The 17,442-nt window shown below is 37.8% G+C and carries 13 protein-coding genes and 1 other annotated feature; of the genes, 2 read left to right on the forward strand and 11 right to left on the reverse strand.

From position 1 onward, the window contains the following. Positions 1-156: 156 nt before the first annotated feature. The gene (locus K9V48_RS03940; RefSeq protein ID WP_224137117.1) at positions 157-2,805 is read right to left on the reverse strand and encodes a valine--tRNA ligase; all 2,649 of its coding nucleotides are present in this window, start codon (positions 2,803-2,805) and stop codon (positions 157-159) included. Between the two features lie 87 nt (positions 2,806-2,892). Beyond that, positions 2,893-3,262: a binding site (T-box leader), on the reverse strand. Between the two features lie 359 nt (positions 3,263-3,621). On the opposite strand from K9V48_RS03940, the gene K9V48_RS03945 reads away from it, so the two are divergent. After that, on the forward strand, positions 3,622-3,813 hold the full coding sequence (locus K9V48_RS03945; RefSeq protein ID WP_224137118.1) for a YszA family small membrane protein: 192 nt from the start codon (positions 3,622-3,624) through the stop codon (positions 3,811-3,813). A 101-nt stretch (positions 3,814-3,914) separates the two neighbouring features. Here the strand turns inward: K9V48_RS03945 and ysxE are convergent, their stop codons facing one another. The 8 genes from ysxE to hemA form a co-directional block, all read right to left on the reverse strand. After that, on the reverse strand, positions 3,915-4,958 hold the full coding sequence (gene ysxE / locus K9V48_RS03950; protein ID WP_224137119.1) for a spore coat protein YsxE: 1,044 nt from the start codon (positions 4,956-4,958) through the stop codon (positions 3,915-3,917). Between the two features lie 117 nt (positions 4,959-5,075). Next, the gene (gene spoVID, locus K9V48_RS03955) at positions 5,076-6,269 is read right to left on the reverse strand and encodes a stage VI sporulation protein D (RefSeq protein WP_224137120.1); all 1,194 of its coding nucleotides are present in this window, start codon (positions 6,267-6,269) and stop codon (positions 5,076-5,078) included. A gap of 265 nt (positions 6,270-6,534) precedes the next feature. After that, complete coding sequence (gene hemL / locus K9V48_RS03960; RefSeq protein ID WP_224137121.1) at positions 6,535-7,821, reverse strand: glutamate-1-semialdehyde 2,1-aminomutase; 1,287 nt, start codon at positions 7,819-7,821, stop codon at positions 6,535-6,537. Positions 7,822-8,048: 227 nt separating this feature from the next. Next, on the reverse strand, positions 8,049-9,029 hold the full coding sequence (hemB, locus tag K9V48_RS03965; protein ID WP_438803862.1) for a porphobilinogen synthase: 981 nt from the start codon (positions 9,027-9,029) through the stop codon (positions 8,049-8,051). A gap of 4 nt (positions 9,030-9,033) precedes the next feature. Continuing rightward, positions 9,034-9,828, reverse strand: a complete 795-nt coding sequence (locus K9V48_RS03970; RefSeq protein WP_224137123.1) for a uroporphyrinogen-III synthase — start codon at positions 9,826-9,828, stop codon at positions 9,034-9,036. Next, on the reverse strand, positions 9,828-10,760 hold the full coding sequence (gene hemC, locus K9V48_RS03975; RefSeq protein WP_224137124.1) for a hydroxymethylbilane synthase: 933 nt from the start codon (positions 10,758-10,760) through the stop codon (positions 9,828-9,830). The genes K9V48_RS03970 and hemC overlap by 1 nt, the downstream gene beginning before the upstream one ends. A 31-nt stretch (positions 10,761-10,791) precedes the next feature. Beyond that, the gene (locus K9V48_RS03980) at positions 10,792-11,622 is read right to left on the reverse strand and encodes a cytochrome C assembly family protein (protein WP_224137125.1); all 831 of its coding nucleotides are present in this window, start codon (positions 11,620-11,622) and stop codon (positions 10,792-10,794) included. 193 nt (positions 11,623-11,815) lie between these two features. Then, positions 11,816-13,174 (reverse strand): glutamyl-tRNA reductase, encoded by a 1,359-nt coding sequence (gene hemA, locus K9V48_RS03985; protein ID WP_224137127.1) that lies wholly within the window; start codon positions 13,172-13,174, stop codon positions 11,816-11,818. A gap of 471 nt (positions 13,175-13,645) precedes the next feature. On the opposite strand from hemA, the gene K9V48_RS03990 reads away from it, so the two are divergent. Then, the gene (locus K9V48_RS03990; RefSeq protein WP_224137128.1) at positions 13,646-14,134 is read left to right on the forward strand and encodes a hypothetical protein; all 489 of its coding nucleotides are present in this window, start codon (positions 13,646-13,648) and stop codon (positions 14,132-14,134) included. A 251-nt stretch (positions 14,135-14,385) separates the two neighbouring features. On the opposite strand, the gene yihA is transcribed toward K9V48_RS03990, so the two are convergent. Both yihA and lon read right to left on the reverse strand, forming a co-directional pair. Continuing rightward, complete coding sequence (gene yihA, locus K9V48_RS03995) at positions 14,386-14,970, reverse strand: ribosome biogenesis GTP-binding protein YihA/YsxC (RefSeq protein ID WP_224137130.1); 585 nt, start codon at positions 14,968-14,970, stop codon at positions 14,386-14,388. Continuing rightward, on the reverse strand, positions 14,967-17,291 hold the full coding sequence (gene lon, locus K9V48_RS04000) for an endopeptidase La (protein WP_224137132.1): 2,325 nt from the start codon (positions 17,289-17,291) through the stop codon (positions 14,967-14,969). Before lon ends, yihA begins: the two co-directional genes overlap by 4 nt. Positions 17,292-17,442: the final 151 nt, after the last annotated feature.

Genomic DNA, 17,442 nt, shown 5'->3' on the forward strand with positions numbered 1-17,442 from the left:
CCCCTCTAAGAAAAGCGCAAGCGCCTTGATCAGCCTCAGGCTTAGACCCAAGAGGGTCGGACGCTTGCGCTGGACAATTCTCGAAGCCAAAACTTATAAATTCTGGTGTATGAAAAAATCGAGTGGGCTTAGCCAGCACCACCCGATTGGATAATCTTATCCTTTTAATTCATTAATTCTTGCAATCACAATTTCACGTTTTTCAACATAATCTTGTTCTTTTGCTTTTTCTTCTGCAATGACATTTTCAGGAGCTTTCTTTAAGAAGCCTTCATTCCCTAGTTTCTTCTGAACGCGTTCAACTTCTTTATCAAGCTTTTCACGTTCTTTTTCAAGACGTTTAATTTCTTCTTCGATGTTAATTAAGCCTTCGATTGGTAGAATAATCTCTGCACCAGTGACAACAGCTGTCATTGATTTTTCAGAAGTTGTCATGTCAGTTGCAATTATTAATGAGCTTGTGTTACAGAAACGCTCAATGTACGCCCGATTAGTTTCAAGCTGTGCTTGCACATTTTCGTCTTTTGCTTTTATCTGCATTTGAATTTGTTTGCTCATTGGCGTGTTTACTTCCGCACGAATATTACGTACAGCACGAATCACTTCAACAAGAAGCTTCATTTCAGCAGCAGCTTTCGTATCTGTCAATTCACTGTTGACAGTGGGCCAAGCCGCGATTGTAATTGACTCACCCTCATGTGGTAGTGATTGCCAAATTTCCTCGGTAATAAACGGCATAAGCGGATGTAATAACCTCATCGTGTTATCTAGTACATAAGCGAGAATTGAGCGTGTTGTCTTTTTCGCCGCCTCATCGTCACCGTATAACGGAAGCTTCGCCATTTCAATATACCAATCACAGAAATCATCCCAAATAAAGTTGTAAAGATGTCTTCCAACCTCACCGAATTCATATTTATCAGCAAGCTTTGTGACATGTTCAATTGTTTCATTTAAGCGAGTTAAAATCCATTTATCTGCTACAGATTTTTCGCCTGATAAATCAATTTCTTCATATGTTAAGCCATCCATGTTCATTAAAGCAAAGCGTGAAGCATTCCAGATTTTATTGGCAAAGTTCCAAGTTGATTCAACCTTTTCATAGCTAAAACGAAGATCCTGACCTGGTGAGCTTCCTGTTGATAAGAAGAAACGGAGTGAATCAGCACCATACTTCTCAATCACATCCATTGGATCGACACCATTACCTAATGATTTACTCATCTTACGTCCTTGCTCATCTCGAACAAGACCATGAATTAGCACATCCTTAAATGGACGTTTGCCAGTGAACTCAAGACCTTGGAAGATCATACGAGAAACCCAGAAGAAAATAATATCATAACCCGTTACGAGTACATCTGTTGGATAGTAACGTTTGAAGTCAGCTGACTCTGTATCAGGCCAACCCATTGTTGAGAACGGCCAAAGCGCTGAACTAAACCATGTATCAAGTACATCCTTATCTTGTTCCCAGTTTTCAGTATCTGCTGGTGGCTCTTGATTAACGTACACTTCTCCTGTTTCTTTATGATACCAAGCTGGGATGCGATGTCCCCACCATAATTGACGTGAAATACACCAATCACGGATATTTTCCATCCAACGTAAATAGGTCTTTTCAAAACGATCTGGGACAAAATTTACTTTATCTTCAGCGTTCTGTAAGTTGATTGCCTCATCTGCTAGTGGCTGCATTTTAACAAACCATTGTGTAGAAAGGTATGGCTCAACAACAGCACCGCTTCGTTCACTATGACCAACAGAGTGCATATGCTCTTCAATGTTGAACAGGACACCTTGATCTTGTAGGTCTTTTACAATTTTCTTTCTACATTCAAAACGATCTAGCCCATTATAAGCACCTGCGTTTGCATTCATTGTGCCATCTTCATTCATTACTAGAATACGCTCTAAATTATGGCGATTACCAATTTCAAAGTCATTAGGATCATGTGCAGGCGTAATTTTTACAGCACCAGAACCAAATTCCATATCAACATAATCATCACCAACAATTGGGATTTCACGGCCAACAATTGGTAAAACAACCTTTTTACCAATAAGATGTTTATAGCGCTCATCCTCAGGATGCACCGCTACAGCAGTATCACCTAGCATTGTTTCAGGACGTGTTGTTGCGACATCAATTGACCCAGAACCATCTGCTAAAGGATAGTGCATGTGATAGAAGGCACCTTGGACATCTTTATAAATAACCTCAATGTCAGATAGTGCTGTTTTTGTTTGTGGATCCCAGTTAATAATATATTCTCCACGGTAAATTAGACCTTTGTTATAAAGAGTGACGAATACTTCGCGTACTGCTTTAGACAAGCCTTCATCGAGAGTAAAACGCTCGCGTGAATAATCTAGGCCAAGACCAACCTTTGCCCATTGTTCACGAATATGTCCTGCATATTCCTCTTTCCATTTCCACGTTTCTTCAACAAATTTTTCACGGCCAAGGTCATAACGAGATACTCCCTCTTCGCGAAGCTTTGCCTCAACTTTCGCTTGTGTTGCAATTCCCGCATGGTCCATTCCTGGCAGCCATAATACATCATAACCTTGCATTCTTTTCATACGCGTAACAATATCTTGTAACGTTGTATCCCATGCATGTCCCAAATGAAGCTTACCTGTTACATTTGGTGGTGGAATCACAATTGAATAAGGTTTTTTTGTTTCGTCTCCTGTTGCTTCAAAATATTTTCCTTCTAACCAAAAAGAATAACGGTTTTTTTCAATTGTATTTGGATCATACTTTGTTGGTAATTCATGCTGTTGTTCATTATTGCCCATTTTATTTCCTCCTTAATATAAATACAGCTTTTATTGCTTATTGAATGAAAGCTTATATGTACAAATATAAAAACTCCTTCCATCCACTAAAAGGACGAAAGGAGAATATTTTTCGCGGTACCACCTTTTTTCATAGACAATTAAGAAATGCCAAAGCACCTTGTTCAGCTTCGGGTAAATAAGATGCTCGTAAATAGAAGGTGTTTTTATCTTCTATTCATGAATGGCTAGGCGCTGGAGCTAGACATGAAACTCCGTTCAAAAAATATATTTTTAGCGCTAACTCTTAGTCTATGCACTCAACATAATAACGGTCTACACCGGCTTCTCCTACTAGCATTCAAAGAAGCAACTCCTGGGCGACCTTCCAATGTATCTACTTAAGAAATCTTCCAGCAAATGATTTCTCTCTCTGTAAAGAGATAACGATTGTACTCTTCCCATTCAACGTTTCTTATTTTATCTAATTTATCGATTAGTGGTTTTCATAAAATCAGTGGAAACTTGCAGTCGAAAATCAGCTTCTATATTTCCAGCTTAGGAAAAGAAGGATTCCATCGTAGCTTTACGTCCCCTCTAAACATTCATTACTCTATATTACTAAATAAATCTTTTTTTCGTCAATATCTTCGCCATTTTTCTCTATTTTCATACAGACACCCATCACAAGTATACTGCATATTTTATCATATATAAATCCTTAAATATATTACTGATTTACATTGTTATATAACGATTCATTTTCTAAAGAGAAAAGCTCTACTATCTAATGTCAGTTAGACTTAGAAAAGGCAAATAACGAGGAGGAGTTGTGATATGAAACGGCGGTTTAATCCTTACACACTCCCGCCATGGCTGAAACAAATTCGCGAGGTCGGAATCCAAATTATTATTCCATTAACAATTTTTCAAGGCATTCGTACAATTTTCTTTCCAACGTCTTTTGATGTACTTTTGCTAGCAATATTAATTTTACTTGCGATTGCATTTCGCTACGATTGGTTATAGTTTACCTGGAGTTTCAAGTTCCTTTTACTTCAAAAAATAAAATGTCAGACCAATCCTCTAAAAAGATTACATGGTCTGACATTTAGCTTTTGAAGAACATATTATTCCCCCGATGACTCATCCTTCAATTTCTTTTTCTCTTCAATTTCAAATACTTTCATGACAATGTATTCCATATTTTTAAAATGCCAATATGATTTAAGTAATTGTTTATTACTTTCTAGCTCAGATTGTGGTTTAGTACTTTGAATATACCTTTTAATATTTCGGCAAATCCTCTCTGGATATGCAAGATAACTTAAAAATAGGAGCATTTCTTCTTCTGTAAAAGGAAAGCCTTTTTGATACGTATAAAACCAGTTTACACAGTCCGCACATTGAGTAGGATACGTCTGTGCAGTCCGATCCATAAATAAAAGAATGTCATCAATTGGGGCTCCATATCTCGCTTGCTCAAAATTAGTTAAATATCCCGTTCCATTTTCATCATATAAAAAATGGTGGGCAGAAATTTTCCCATGATTTAAGACAACTCTTGTCTGTTCCTTTTCTTTCATCTTTTCAGACCATTCTCCCAATTTCTTGGTTGAGAAATCAATTGCACGACTAACTTCTATAAAATAAGTGACAGCTTGTAATTCAAAAGGAGAAAGATAGAGTCTTTGTTCACATTGCTCAACAAATGCTTCATAAACAGCCTTAGATTCTTCCCAGCGCTTCGTTAATGTTTCAAAATGACTCGTTGCTTCTTGACCGTTAAGTTTTATCTCCTTCTTAGTACGACTATGAATGTTTGCAACTTCTTTGAATAAATATTGATGGCGAGCATCGAGCTCTTCATCTGTTTCATTTGGCAACCAGGGCATTAAATAAAAGAACTCACCATTATATTGTGAAACGAATTGCTGATGTCTATTTTTCAAGATTGGTACGTAACTTGAAAATCGTTGTTCGTCTAAATTCGTTAAGGAATCTGCAAAAGCAGGATTGAATTTTTTTGAAAGCTTTTTTAATACATACGCACCAGAATCCGTGTAAACTTTAATCGCTTTTCGACTAATTTCTTCCGTGTATTCTGGTTCAATCTCATAATTGTTTAATAATGGCTTAATTTCATCAATTCTTATCGCCAACGCAAATGACACCTCAACTCCTCAAATGAGAACTAAGTAAAAAAGCATTGATTATCTTTTCGTTTCAAAAAAACAGCTGAGGAAAGATAGCCTCATGCTGTTTCATCAAGATTTTCTAAATCGTTAAGATTACTTGCTTGTTGAAAGTGAGGGGATATAAAGAATTTGTCCTTCATATACATCTTGATTTGCTTGTAAATCATTTACACGAAGGATTTGTTGAACCGATAATTCATATCGTTCACAAATAAGCTCGAGCGTATCTCCCTGTTGGACAATACACATTTTCAATCTTGAGAAATCATCTTCTCCTTCACGAGCGAAAAGACTTGTTAAATAATGTGAATCTTTTGGTTCCTCTTCTTCACGTGTCGTAACTTCAACTGATTCCGCTTGATTTTCGCCGCTAGCGGGATCTTCCGATTTGGAGAAAAAGGAATATTGCACTTCTTTCGGTTCAACCGTCTCTTGTTCCTCTTTCCTAACCTCAACAACAAATGGATTGTAAAGGTCTTCCTGTTCATCCTGCTGGCCTTCTTGCTCTTCGTCCTGCCAGTCTTCTTCCTGCTCATCTTCCTGACTTTCTTCTACAATCTCACTTCCAATAGCAGCTACTTCTAAATCGTCATGACTAGTTGTAGATAGTAATTCTACTTCTTCCTCTTCCTCGCGAACTTCCTCCGGCTTGATATTCAAAGGTGATAATTTGTCCACGTCTTCCCCAGTTGTCTCTTCCTCCTGATAAAATGATGAGAAAGGATGTGTAGTATTTGTTTGGATAGGTGAAGATCCCTCGTGCGCATCCCATGTTTGTGACTGTGGACCTCTGAAAAGCGCTTCAAAAACCGCTTCTTCCTGTCTCTCACCTTCTTCATCTTCAGCCTCAGTTGACTGGGGTTGATCATTTAAGATACCACTTATCGATAAGTCCGCTACTAATTTTAGGCATTTTAATTCTGGCATTTCATAATCAAATGATTCAATTGACACATACACTTCATCTAAATTCTCGATTCGATTACTTGGAATTGTGATATCAACTGGAAAGCGATGATTGATAATGCTGATACCATCTTCACGTGTTTGAACTTCATTTACATACCTTACATTTGCAAAATTAAATTGATCATGCTCTTCTGCTTCATTATCTATTTTGTATTCACCCGTAAGTTGGAGTGCACCTCGAATTGAAATGTACTGCTCATGCTCATGAATTGCAATATCAGGTTCTAATGAGATAGATAACAGTTCAGATACTTCCTGTCCCTTTTGAAACCATACCGATTCTTCAACAGAAAAACGTAAATGTTGTTTCTGTGACAAATGAATTCCTCCTTTCAAATAGCCTAACAAATTACTATGACACTACAGATGTATGTTGAAAAGGTTGAAAATATGATTGTTTCTCTTTAAATTCACTCTATCTAAGTACCCTATAAATGCAAAAAAGATCTAACATGTATCTATGTTAGACCTTTTTCGTGTATGTTGGAAAATAGTAAGAATGAGACATAACTTGAGATGCTGCATCTACCTGCATCGACTTATGTCATCCCTAAAGTTTGAGAGGTCACTCCGCTTTTATCTTTTATTTCAATGTAGCAAATGCCTTTCTAGCTGCTTCAATTGTAAATTCAATATCCTCATCAGTATGGGCTGTTGACAGGAACAAACCTTCAAATTGTGAAGGGGGTAGGAATACTCCTTCGTTTGCCATACTTCGATAATAGCTAGCAAAATACTCAAGATTTGATGTTTTTGCAGCTTCGTAGTTTATGACAGGTTCATTTGTAAAGAAGAAACCAATCATTGAGCCCGCACGATTAATCGTATGAGGAATTTCATAATCAATTGCAGCCTTTGACAAACCTTCCTCAAGGCGATCTGCTTTTCGGTTAAATTCTATATAAGATTCTCTTGTCAAAAGCTTTAATGTTTCGTATCCCGCCGTCATTGCAAGTGGGTTACCTGACAATGTACCAGCTTGGTAAATTGGCCCGTTTGGTGCGATTTGTTGCATAATTTCTCGCTTACCACCGAAAGCACCAACAGGTAATCCTCCACCGATTACTTTTCCTAAACATGTTAAATCTGGAGTGACACCAAAGTAGCCTTGGGCACACTCATAATCAACACGGAAGCCTGTCATAACTTCATCAAAAATGAGAAGTGCACCATATTGCTCTGTTACCTCACGCAGTCCTTCTAAAAAGCCTGCTTGAGGTGGTACAACACCCATATTTCCTGCAACTGGCTCAACGATTACACCTGCGATATCTTCTCCGAATTGTTCAAACGCATAGCGAATGCTTTCAAGATCATTATAAGGAACCGTAATTGTATTTTTTGCAACACCTTCTGGAACACCTGGACTATCAGGCAGTCCTAATGTCGCGACTCCAGATCCCGCTTTAATTAATAAGGAGTCACCATGCCCATGGTAGCAGCCCTCAAACTTAATAATTTTATTGCGACCAGTATAACCACGCGCCAAACGCAATGCACTCATTGTAGCTTCTGTACCGGAGTTTACCATACGTATAATTTCAATTGATGGCACTCGCTCGATAACAAGCTTTGCCAATTCGTTCTCGATCAAAGTCGGGGCACCAAAGCTTGTCCCAGATTCTACAACCTGTTTAAGAGCTTCGACAACCGTACCATGAGAATGACCGTGAATTAACGGACCCCATGATAAGACATAATCGATATATTCATTTCCATCAATATCAACAATTTTAGAACCTTTCCCATGGTCCATAACAATTGGGTTCATCCCAACAGATTTAAAAGCACGAACAGGACTATTTACACCACCTGGCATTAACGTTTGCGCTTCTTGAAATGCTTTTTTGCTTCTTGCAAAGCTTTTCATTTGCTTTCCCCTTTCTCAACTTCATCATCTTGTAAAAGGATTATTTGAACTTAGTTTTCGTGTCCAGCCCCGAAGCACAGGACGTGCAAGTACAGGCAAGGCGATTAACGTCGCGTTTTTGACTGCCTCTTGGGTCTACAGCCACACATGCATTGAAGGTAAGGAACACCTTCTATTCATGTGCGTCTTATGCTATGCCTGAGGCTGAACAGGCGCTTCCGCTTTTCTTATTCTTTTAACCAGCCAGCAACATCCTTAGCAAAGTAAGTGATAATTAAATCTACACCTGCTCGCTTCATACCAACTAACGATTCCATTACAATCGCTCGTTCATCTACCCAACCGTTCAAAGCAGCAGCTTTAATCATCGAATATTCTCCACTAACATTATAAGCAACAATCGGCACATTAAAGTTATTTTTCACGTCACGGATAATGTCTAAATAAGCTAATGCAGGCTTGACGATTAAGAAGTCTGCTCCTTCTTCAAGATCAGATTGCGCTTCACGTAATGCTTCCTCACGATTCGCAGGGTCCATTTGATATGTTTTACGGTCACCGAATTGTGGCGCACTTTGGGCTGCATCACGGAAGGGGCCGTAGTACGCACTCGCATATTTGACTGCATATGACATGATTGGAATATGCTCAAAGCCAGCCTCATCCAAGCCTTTGCGAATCGCCGCAACGAAGCCATCCATCATATTTGACGGAGCAATAATATCAGCTCCTGCTTGCGCTTGACTTACAGCAGTCTGCGCTAATAAATCAAGTGAAGGGTCATTAAGTACTTGACCATTTTCAACGATGCCACAATGCCCATGATCTGTAAATTCACATAAACATGTATCAGCGACAACGATAAGATCTGGGTAAGATTCTTTCACTTGTCTTGTAGCTAGTTGAACGATACCATGATCATGATAAGCTTGTGATCCTACTTCATCCTTATGATCTTGGTCTGGTACACCAAACAAGATAATCGACTTGATTCCTAAAGAAACAACCTCTTTTATTTCCTCATTTAATAAATCTAATGAAAATTGAAAAACACCAGGCATTGACACAACTTCGTTTTTCTTATTTTCTCCTTCAACAACAAAGATTGGATAAATAAAATCCTCTGTTCGAAGATGATTTTCCCTTAACATTGCCCTCATATTCGCACTACTACGTAAACGACGATGTCTTGCAAATTGAATATCCATCAAATCAACCTCTCTCTTTCACTTCCAGCTCTATCATTAACTTTACCATATCTTCGATTGTATAAGTATCCGGCATAAAACCTTTGTACCCATACTCCATTAACGTCTTGTTTGTGATAGGACCGATACAAATAAAAGACACTTTTTTTAAGTGCTTGCTTAATGTATCCTGCTGGAAAACTTTCATAAAACTATCAACTGTCGATGAACTTGTAAATGTTATGTAATCAATTTCTTGTTTTTGAACGTAATCTCTTAGTTTATTTGCTTCTTCCATGTTATGCAATGTTTCATATACAACTAAATCTGTGACAGTAAATCCGTATTCTTTCAACTCACTTACGAGCACAGGACGTGCAAGATTACCGCGAATCACCAATATCTTCGAGTGAATTGGAAGTTTTCCCTTCATACTTTCTGCTAACTTTTCTGCAACGAATTCCTCAGGGATAATCGAAACCGACAAACCTAACGTTTCCATCCTTTTGCTTGTTTTACTGCCTACGGATGCTGCAATTAAATGCTTTAAGTTCGAATAAGGAATCTTCCATTTATCTAAATATTTTTTAAAATAGGATACACCATTTGCACTTGTAAAAACGATACAATCATATTCTTTAACGTTTACTATCGTGGACTTTATTGCATGATCATTTGCATGATTTGCCCTTATTTCGAGCAGTGGCGTTGTAATCGCAACACCACCTACAGCTTCAATTTTTCCAATAAATTCCGTGACTTGAGCTTTTGCCCGAGTGATTAATACCCGCTTCCCCTGTAAAGGTCGATCGGCCATCATTATTGATTTAGCTCCGCTTTTACTCGGTCTATTAACGCCTTCGCTCCTTGCTCAGTTAATATCGTTGAAACATCCCCACCTAGTTCGACTGGATCTTTACCTGTATATTGCTGTTTATATACTTCTTTTCCGTCTGGGGAAGCAATTAAACCTGTGAAGGTAATCTCTTGCTTTTCATTCACTGTCGCAAAACCTGCAATTGGAACTTGGCAGCCACCCTCCATTTTTGTAAGAAAGGTTCTTTCTGCTTTTACAGCCAACTGTGTTGCCACATCTGTGAATTTCTCTAGTAGGTCTAATAACTCCTGATCATTTTCACGACATTCAATCGCTAGCGCACCTTGACCTACTGCAGGTAAGCATACCTCAGGTTCTAAAAATTCAGTGACAACTTCCTTACTCCACCCCATTCTTGATAATCCAGCTGCAGCTAAAATAATCGCATCATACTCTTCTGTTTTAAGCTTTTCAAGACGCGTGTCAATATTTCCTCTAATCCACTTTATTTCTATGTCCGGTCGCTCCATTAACAGTTGTGCACTTCTTCTTAAGCTACTAGTTCCGACCACTGCACCTATTGGCAATTCTGCTAACTTCTTGTGATCCTTGGAAATTAACACATCACGATGATCCTCACGTTTTGGAATGCAGCCAATCGTTAACCCTTCTGGGAGGATTCCTGGCATATCTTTCATACTATGTACAGCCATGTCGATTTCGCCATCAATCATCGCTTGTTCTATTTCTTTTACAAAAAGGCCCTTTCCACCTACTTTTGATAACGTTACATCTAAAATTCGGTCACCCTTTGTTACAATTTCCTTGACCTCAAATTCGAATGGTAATCCAAATGCTTTAAGTTGATCAATTACCCAATTAGTTTGTGTTAATGCAAGTTTACTTCGTCTTGAGCCTACAATAATTTTTCGCATGCTAACCTCCTACTATATTCTAAAGATGTCATTAAGAACCCCAAAAGTGAAATCTTGATAAGCTACCAAATAAGAAGAAATTGATTAATAAGACAAGAAATGATGCGATATTCAATAGTGCGACTGATTTACCTCGCAAATCTCTCACAATTCGAATATATAAATAAACGCTATACGTAATGATTACCATAAAAGAGCCTATTACCTTCGCATCATATAAATTGAATGTTTCAACTTTTATGTACGCCCAAATCATTCCAAGGATGAGGCTCAATAAGAGCATAGGTACTCCAATGATATTTAATATATATGACATATGATCAAGTTTTGCCAAATCCTCTAAGCGTAGAAGTCGTTTTCCCCACTTCTTCTTTTTCAATAAATTATATTGAATCGTATAAAGAATCGAAAAAACAAACGATAGTGAAAATGCACCATACGACAGTATTGCCATTGTAATATGAATCAATAATAATTCAGAAACAAGCTGACTTGAGACCGCCGCTGATACATAGTGTGCTGGTGCAAATGTATGTAAGGCCATCATGATAAAGCCAATCACATTTGTGAAAAACAGGATGAACTCTGCTCGGATAAATTTATTTACTACTACAGATAACGTAACTAAGACCCACGTGTAAAAATATAAACCTTCAAATACATTTAAAACAGGAAATCTTCCCGTTTCAAACATAAGAGTAAATAAAAAAATTGTTTGTAAAAACCAAACAATAGAAAGTAACCAGAAGGCTGCACGTTTCGCCTTCCGGTTATGTTGAAGAAAATCTATAAAATATAAAAGTACACATAATGCGTAAAGTATAATGGCAACCTCATTGATTCTAGTTAAACTCATCTCCATACAAAAACTCCTATGACGTATTTACGCCATTATCTACAATCAAAGAAAAATAAAGTTTTACTGCAATCCCTACTGAAATTAGGATAAAATAAGTAGGTTACACTTTTAAACGTCCAAATCAATTTTAATTTATAAAAATAGATTAGGTTAAGCGAGTTCTTTCCCGTTTCTTTTGTAGGAAAGAACATCTCATTTACGATTGAAGCGTTACTCGATGATTTGAAAGGTGCCCCTTTGTTCGGAATGAACGTATTTCCGCTCTTTCATTTTGCACCTGAACATCAACTTCTTCTTCAATATTAAAGATTTTCATAAATAGCTCCAATGCTTCATCAGCATTTGCTTCCGATGAAAGTTCCTTCACTTTCATAATTGGATCTTTAAGTAATTGATTAACAATGCTTTTTGTATGCTTACTAAGCACTTTTCTTTCACGATCAGTTAGATTAGGCATTTTCCGTTCGATACTTTCCATTGTCTCTGCCTGTATATTTAGCGCCTTTTGACGAAGCGCTGAAATGACGGGTACAACACCTAGTGTATTGATCCATTGCTTAAATTGAACAATCTCTTCCTCAATCATAAGCTCAATCTCCTTTGCAGCTACCTTACGTTCCTGCATATTCGCATCAACAATCCCTTGTAAATCATCGATGTCATAAAGAAATACGCTATCTAATTCTCCCAGTAGCGGATCAATATCGCGAGGAACAGCAATATCAACCATAAATAAAGGACGACCTTTTCTCATTTTTTCAACATTTGTCATCATTTCTTTTGTTATAACAAAATCTTTTGCTCCAGTTGAGCTTATGAGAATATCTGCTTCAACTAAACCACATTGAAGCTCGTTCATAGACTTAGCTTTACCATTGAAGCGATCTGCTAGCTCTTCCGCCTTTTGCAGCGTTCTATTCATCACAGTTACTTTCCCGACACCATTACCATGTAAGTTTTGCACTGCTAGCTCGCCCATTTTACCGGCCCCTAAAATAAGCACATGCTTAGACTGTAAATCTCCCAAAATCTTCTTTGCCAATTCTACAGCAGCATAACTTACTGAAACAGCATTAGCACCGATATCTGTTTCCGAATGAGAACGCTTTGCTAAAGTGATAACCTGCTTAAATAATTGATTGAAAATTGTACCTATTGTTTGATTTTCTTGGGCAAGTAAAAAGCTAGTCCGGACCTGGCCAAGAATTTGCGTTTCCCCTAAGATCATTGAGTCTAAACCACACGCTACTCTACATAAATGATCCAATGCACCGTCATGTTCATAGATAAATAAGTACGGTGCTATTTTTTCTTTATCTAATCCGAACCATTCTGCTAAAAAAGATTTTATATAATAACGCCCAGTGTGAAGTTGGTCGACCACGGCATAAACCTCGGTGCGATTACATGTCGAGACAATCACGTTTTCCAGAATGCTTTTTTGGTCTTTCAACTGTTTCATCGCTTCAGCTAGATCATTTGGTTCGAACGTAAGCTTTTCACGAATTTCAACAGGGGCTGTTTTATAATTTAAGCCGACAACAAGTATATGCATTTCCCTTTACACCCCCAAATGCAAAGATCCCTTTTATCTAGTATATCATGGTCATGTTGATACACTGTTAGAAAATGTGAACAGTATTTGAAACTCTGTGTTATGATTAATAAGATTTTATTAATTGTACGGTGTAGCTCGTAAGAAGTAAAATAATCAGTACTTTAGACCTTTAAAAAGCTACATAATTTGTCACAATCCTTTATGCTTATTACCTTGTACAATAACAAATTTTAGGTTATTAATCAAGTTATTGGTCTGTGAGAGAATGTATTTTAGGAGAAAGAAAGCATGAGGTTCAGACAATCAATTAAGTGAATCTTATCTTAGCTTTAACTGACAGTTTTGCTAGGGTAAATAGTAGAATTAGACTTCTTCGAACCCATTCCTGAAACGATTAACTATATCGTTATTGCGTCTTAATCTCTTCACTATTCATTTAATCTATTACGTTTATCAAGAGGTGTGTCCATGAAAAAAGTATCTTTATTACCTGGTATTATTCTATTAGAAATTGGCATTTTCTATTCGTTCCAAAAGCTAAATATTCAGTTATTTGAAAATCAAAACAGTTGGCAAATTTTACTCATTCTTTTAGGTGCTGCTTACTTAATTAGTGGACATTTCGAACAAGACAATACTGCAATCCTCCCAGGTATCATTTTAGCTGGGCTCGGGATTCACTTTATTTATCAAGCAAAGCTCGATTCATGGCCAGATCATCCAGCTGCTTTTCTATTTATTTTAGCCTTAGGAATGCTACTCACTGCTATTAAAACAAAATCAGGGTATGTACAGGGGTTTGTGTTTTTGTTGATAGGGTTATTTCTTCATTCTTTCCAATCGATTACTGAATCACTTTCCATCGTTGAAAATGGTGGCCATCTCATTGAAAGCTATTGGCCATTTTTATTGATAGTGATCGGTGCATTCCTATTGTTTTTTAAAAGAAAAAAGTAAAGATGTATCCTTCAAAGAACAAAAGCGCAAACGCCCGTTCAGCGACGTATGAACTGGAGCACTCCGTATGAGATAAAGGAAACACGAAGAGCGAATGCGATTCGATGTTGACTTAGCGTATAAGGAGGGTGAAGTTCACTAGTCGCTGGGCGCTGGAGCTGGATGCAGTGCGCTTATCTACAGTACAAGAATTTTATAATTTCCTATAATAACATTAAAGACTGACCCTAGATATTAGGGTCAGTCTTTTTTTATGCTGTATACTCTTTAATAATCTTCCATGCTTCATCCTTACCTTGTCCGGTTTCCGATGAAAATAAAACAAATGAGTCAGTCTTTTCCATGTTTAGAGTATCTTTGATTACTTTCACATGCTTTTGCCATTTGCTTTTTGGAATTTTATCTGCCTTTGTAGCAACAATAATTGCTGGGATGTCATAATGCTTTAAAAATCCGTACATTAATACATCATCTTTTGTTGGTGGATGGCGAACGTCGATTAACAAAACAACTGCACGCAGCTGTTCACGTGTTGTCATATACGTTTCAATCATTTTCCCCCATATTTCTCGCTCTTTCTTACTTACCTTTGCATAACCATAACCTGGCACATCAACAAAATGCAACACTTCATTGATGATATAAAAATTTAGTGTTTGTGTTTTACCAGGCTTTGACGATGTTCTTGCTAGGCTTTTCCGTGCAAGCATCTTATTTATAAATGACGACTTTCCTACATTTGAACGACCAGCGAGAGCAATCTCTGGGAGATTCTCAGCTGGGTATTGGGCGGGCTTTACGGCACTTATTACAATTTCAGAACTAGTTACTTTCATTGCTTCTCCTCTGCTAATGCATGTTTTAATACTTCATCTAGATGTGACACAAGCACAAAAGTAAGCTCATTACGAACACTCTCTGGAATGTCATCTAAATCCTTTTCATTTTCCTTTGGTGCAATAATTTTCGTCAAGCCAGCGCGGTGAGCACTAAGTGTTTTTTCCTTTAATCCACCGATTGGTAGAACTCTCCCCCTTAGGGTAATTTCTCCCGTCATCCCAACCTCTTTACGAACTGGCCTTTTTGTTAATGCTGAGATTAATGCTGTTGCGATTGTAATTCCAGCTGAAGGTCCATCCTTTGGCACAGCACCCTCCGGAACGTGAATGTGGATGTCACTTTTTTCATGGAAATCACCATCAATTTGAAGCTCTTCAGCACGTGAACGGATGTAGCTAAATGCTGCTTGAGCGGACTCCTTCATTACGTCTCCTAGTTTACCAGTAAGGATAAGCTTCCCTTTTCCAGGTGTTACAGACACTTCAATCGATAAAGTATCCCCTCCAACTGTTGTATAAGCTAATCCAGTTGCAACACCAATTTGATCCTCAAGTTCCGCTTGTCCATATCTGAATCGATTTTTGCCAAGAAATTCTTCAAGATTTTTATCAGTAATAATTATTTTCTTGCGCTCTGCTTTCACAATTAGCTTGGCGGCTTTACGGCAAATGGTTGCAAGCTGTCTTTCTAAACCACGCACCCCTGCTTCTCTCGTGTAGTAACGGACGATGCTTTGAATGGCTTCATCACGAATTTGAAGATGTGATTTTTTAAGTCCATGTGCTTCTAGCTGCTTTGGCAATAAATGATCTTTTGCAATTTGGACCTTTTCAAGCTCTGTGTAGCCAGCGATATTAATAATTTCCATCCGATCACGAAGTGGACCTGGAATAGTCGCCAAATTATTTGCTGTCGCGATGAACATAACCTTTGATAAGTCATAAGTCTCTTCAATATAATGATCGCTGAAATTGTGATTTTGCTCAGGATCTAATACCTCAAGCATTGCAGCAGATGGATCTCCTCTAAATTCGCTAGACATCTTATCAATTTCATCTAATAAAATGACTGGATTGATCGTACCTGCCTTTTTCATACCTTGAATAATTCTTCCCGGCATCGCACCAACATAGGTACGGCGATGTCCACGAATTTCCGATTCATCTCGCACACCACCAAGTGAGATTCGGACAAAATGACGATTTAATGATTTAGCGATCGAACGCGCCAATGATGTTTTACCTACTCCAGGTGGCCCGGATAAACAAAGAATAGGACCCTTTAAAGAGTTTGTTAGTTGTTGTACCGCCAAGTATTCAATTACACGCTCTTTCACTTTCTCAAGGCCATGATGGTCTTCATCAAGGATTTCTTCCGCCTTAATGATATCTAAACGGTCTTCCGTAGCATTTGTCCACGGTAATGAAAGTAGCCATTCAATGTAATTACGGATAACTGCACTTTCAGCTGAACTCGAAGGTACTTTTTCATAACGATCCAATTCCTTATCAGCCACAGCTTTGATGTGATCAGGCATTCCCGCCTCTTGAACGCGATCTTTCAGAGTTAAAACTTCTCCAATTTTGCCTTCTTTTTCACCAAGTTCTTTTTGAATGGCTTTCATTTGCTCGCGAAGATAATATTCTTTTTGGGTACGTTCCATTGACCGTTTCACGCGTTGACCGATCTTTTTCTCAAGCTGAAGAACTTCTTTTTCATTATGTATAATCGAAATGACTTTATTCAGTCTTTCTCTTACATCAATTGTTTCAAGCACTTCTTGTTTTTCTTTAAGCTTTAAAGGTAAATGTGAGGTAATAATATCCGCCATTCTACCCGGCTCATTTATATCTGCTACAGTTGCATATGTTTCGGTTGATGCCTTTTGGGAAAGCTTTATGTATTGCTCGAAATACTCAAGCATTGTTCTCATCAAGGCTTCTTCTTCAACCGTTTTTCCTTCCGGATCCTTGTTTAAAGAAACCTCAACTGAATAAAATTCATCGTCTTCTACAAAACGGAGAATTTCTCCTCGATCTAAGCCTTCAACAAGTACTCGAATGGTTCCATTCGGTAATTTTAACATTTGTTTAATTTTCGATAATGTTCCAATTTCGTATATATCTTCTTTTTTTGGCTCATCTATCGCAATCTCTTTTTGTGTTGTTAAAAAGATGATATGATCATCCATCATAGCTTTTTCTAAAGCCTGAACTGATTTATCTCTTCCTACATCAAGGTGTAGTACCATAGTTGGGTATACTAGCAAGCCTCGTAACGGTAGGAGGGGAACAATTTGTGTGTTTGATTTCGCCATGCGCTTACACCACCTCCATGACATAATAGTAAGTACTTGTTCAATTTTATCCTATTCTTTTACTAGTGTCTATTTGTAGCTACTTATCTATGTAGGTAGTATACCCTATCCTGCTTAAGATGAAAAAGAAAAACGCGAAATCCACTATAGA

This window comes from Metabacillus rhizolycopersici (genome assembly GCF_020075705.1).

Excerpts from the sequence above, each read along its gene's own strand:
- K9V48_RS03940 (WP_224137117.1), bottom strand. The coding sequence starts at position 2,805 with ATGGGCAATAATGAACAACAGCATGAATTACCAACAAAGTATGATCCA.
- K9V48_RS03945 (WP_224137118.1), top strand. The coding sequence starts at position 3,622 with ATGAAACGGCGGTTTAATCCTTACACACTCCCGCCATGGCTGAAACAA.
- hemL (WP_224137121.1), bottom strand. The coding sequence starts at position 7,821 with ATGAAAAGCTTTGCAAGAAGCAAAAAAGCATTTCAAGAAGCGCAAACG.
- hemB (WP_438803862.1), bottom strand. The coding sequence starts at position 9,029 with ATGGATATTCAATTTGCAAGACATCGTCGTTTACGTAGTAGTGCGAAT.
- K9V48_RS03970 (WP_224137123.1), bottom strand. The coding sequence starts at position 9,828 with ATGATGGCCGATCGACCTTTACAGGGGAAGCGGGTATTAATCACTCGG.
- hemC (WP_224137124.1), bottom strand. The coding sequence starts at position 10,760 with ATGCGAAAAATTATTGTAGGCTCAAGACGAAGTAAACTTGCATTAACA.
- K9V48_RS03980 (WP_224137125.1), bottom strand. The coding sequence starts at position 11,622 with ATGGAGATGAGTTTAACTAGAATCAATGAGGTTGCCATTATACTTTAC.
- hemA (WP_224137127.1), bottom strand. The coding sequence starts at position 13,174 with ATGCATATACTTGTTGTCGGCTTAAATTATAAAACAGCCCCTGTTGAA.
- K9V48_RS03990 (WP_224137128.1), top strand. The coding sequence starts at position 13,646 with ATGAAAAAAGTATCTTTATTACCTGGTATTATTCTATTAGAAATTGGC.
- yihA (WP_224137130.1), bottom strand. The coding sequence starts at position 14,970 with ATGAAAGTAACTAGTTCTGAAATTGTAATAAGTGCCGTAAAGCCCGCC.
- lon (WP_224137132.1), bottom strand. The coding sequence starts at position 17,291 with ATGGCGAAATCAAACACACAAATTGTTCCCCTCCTACCGTTACGAGGC.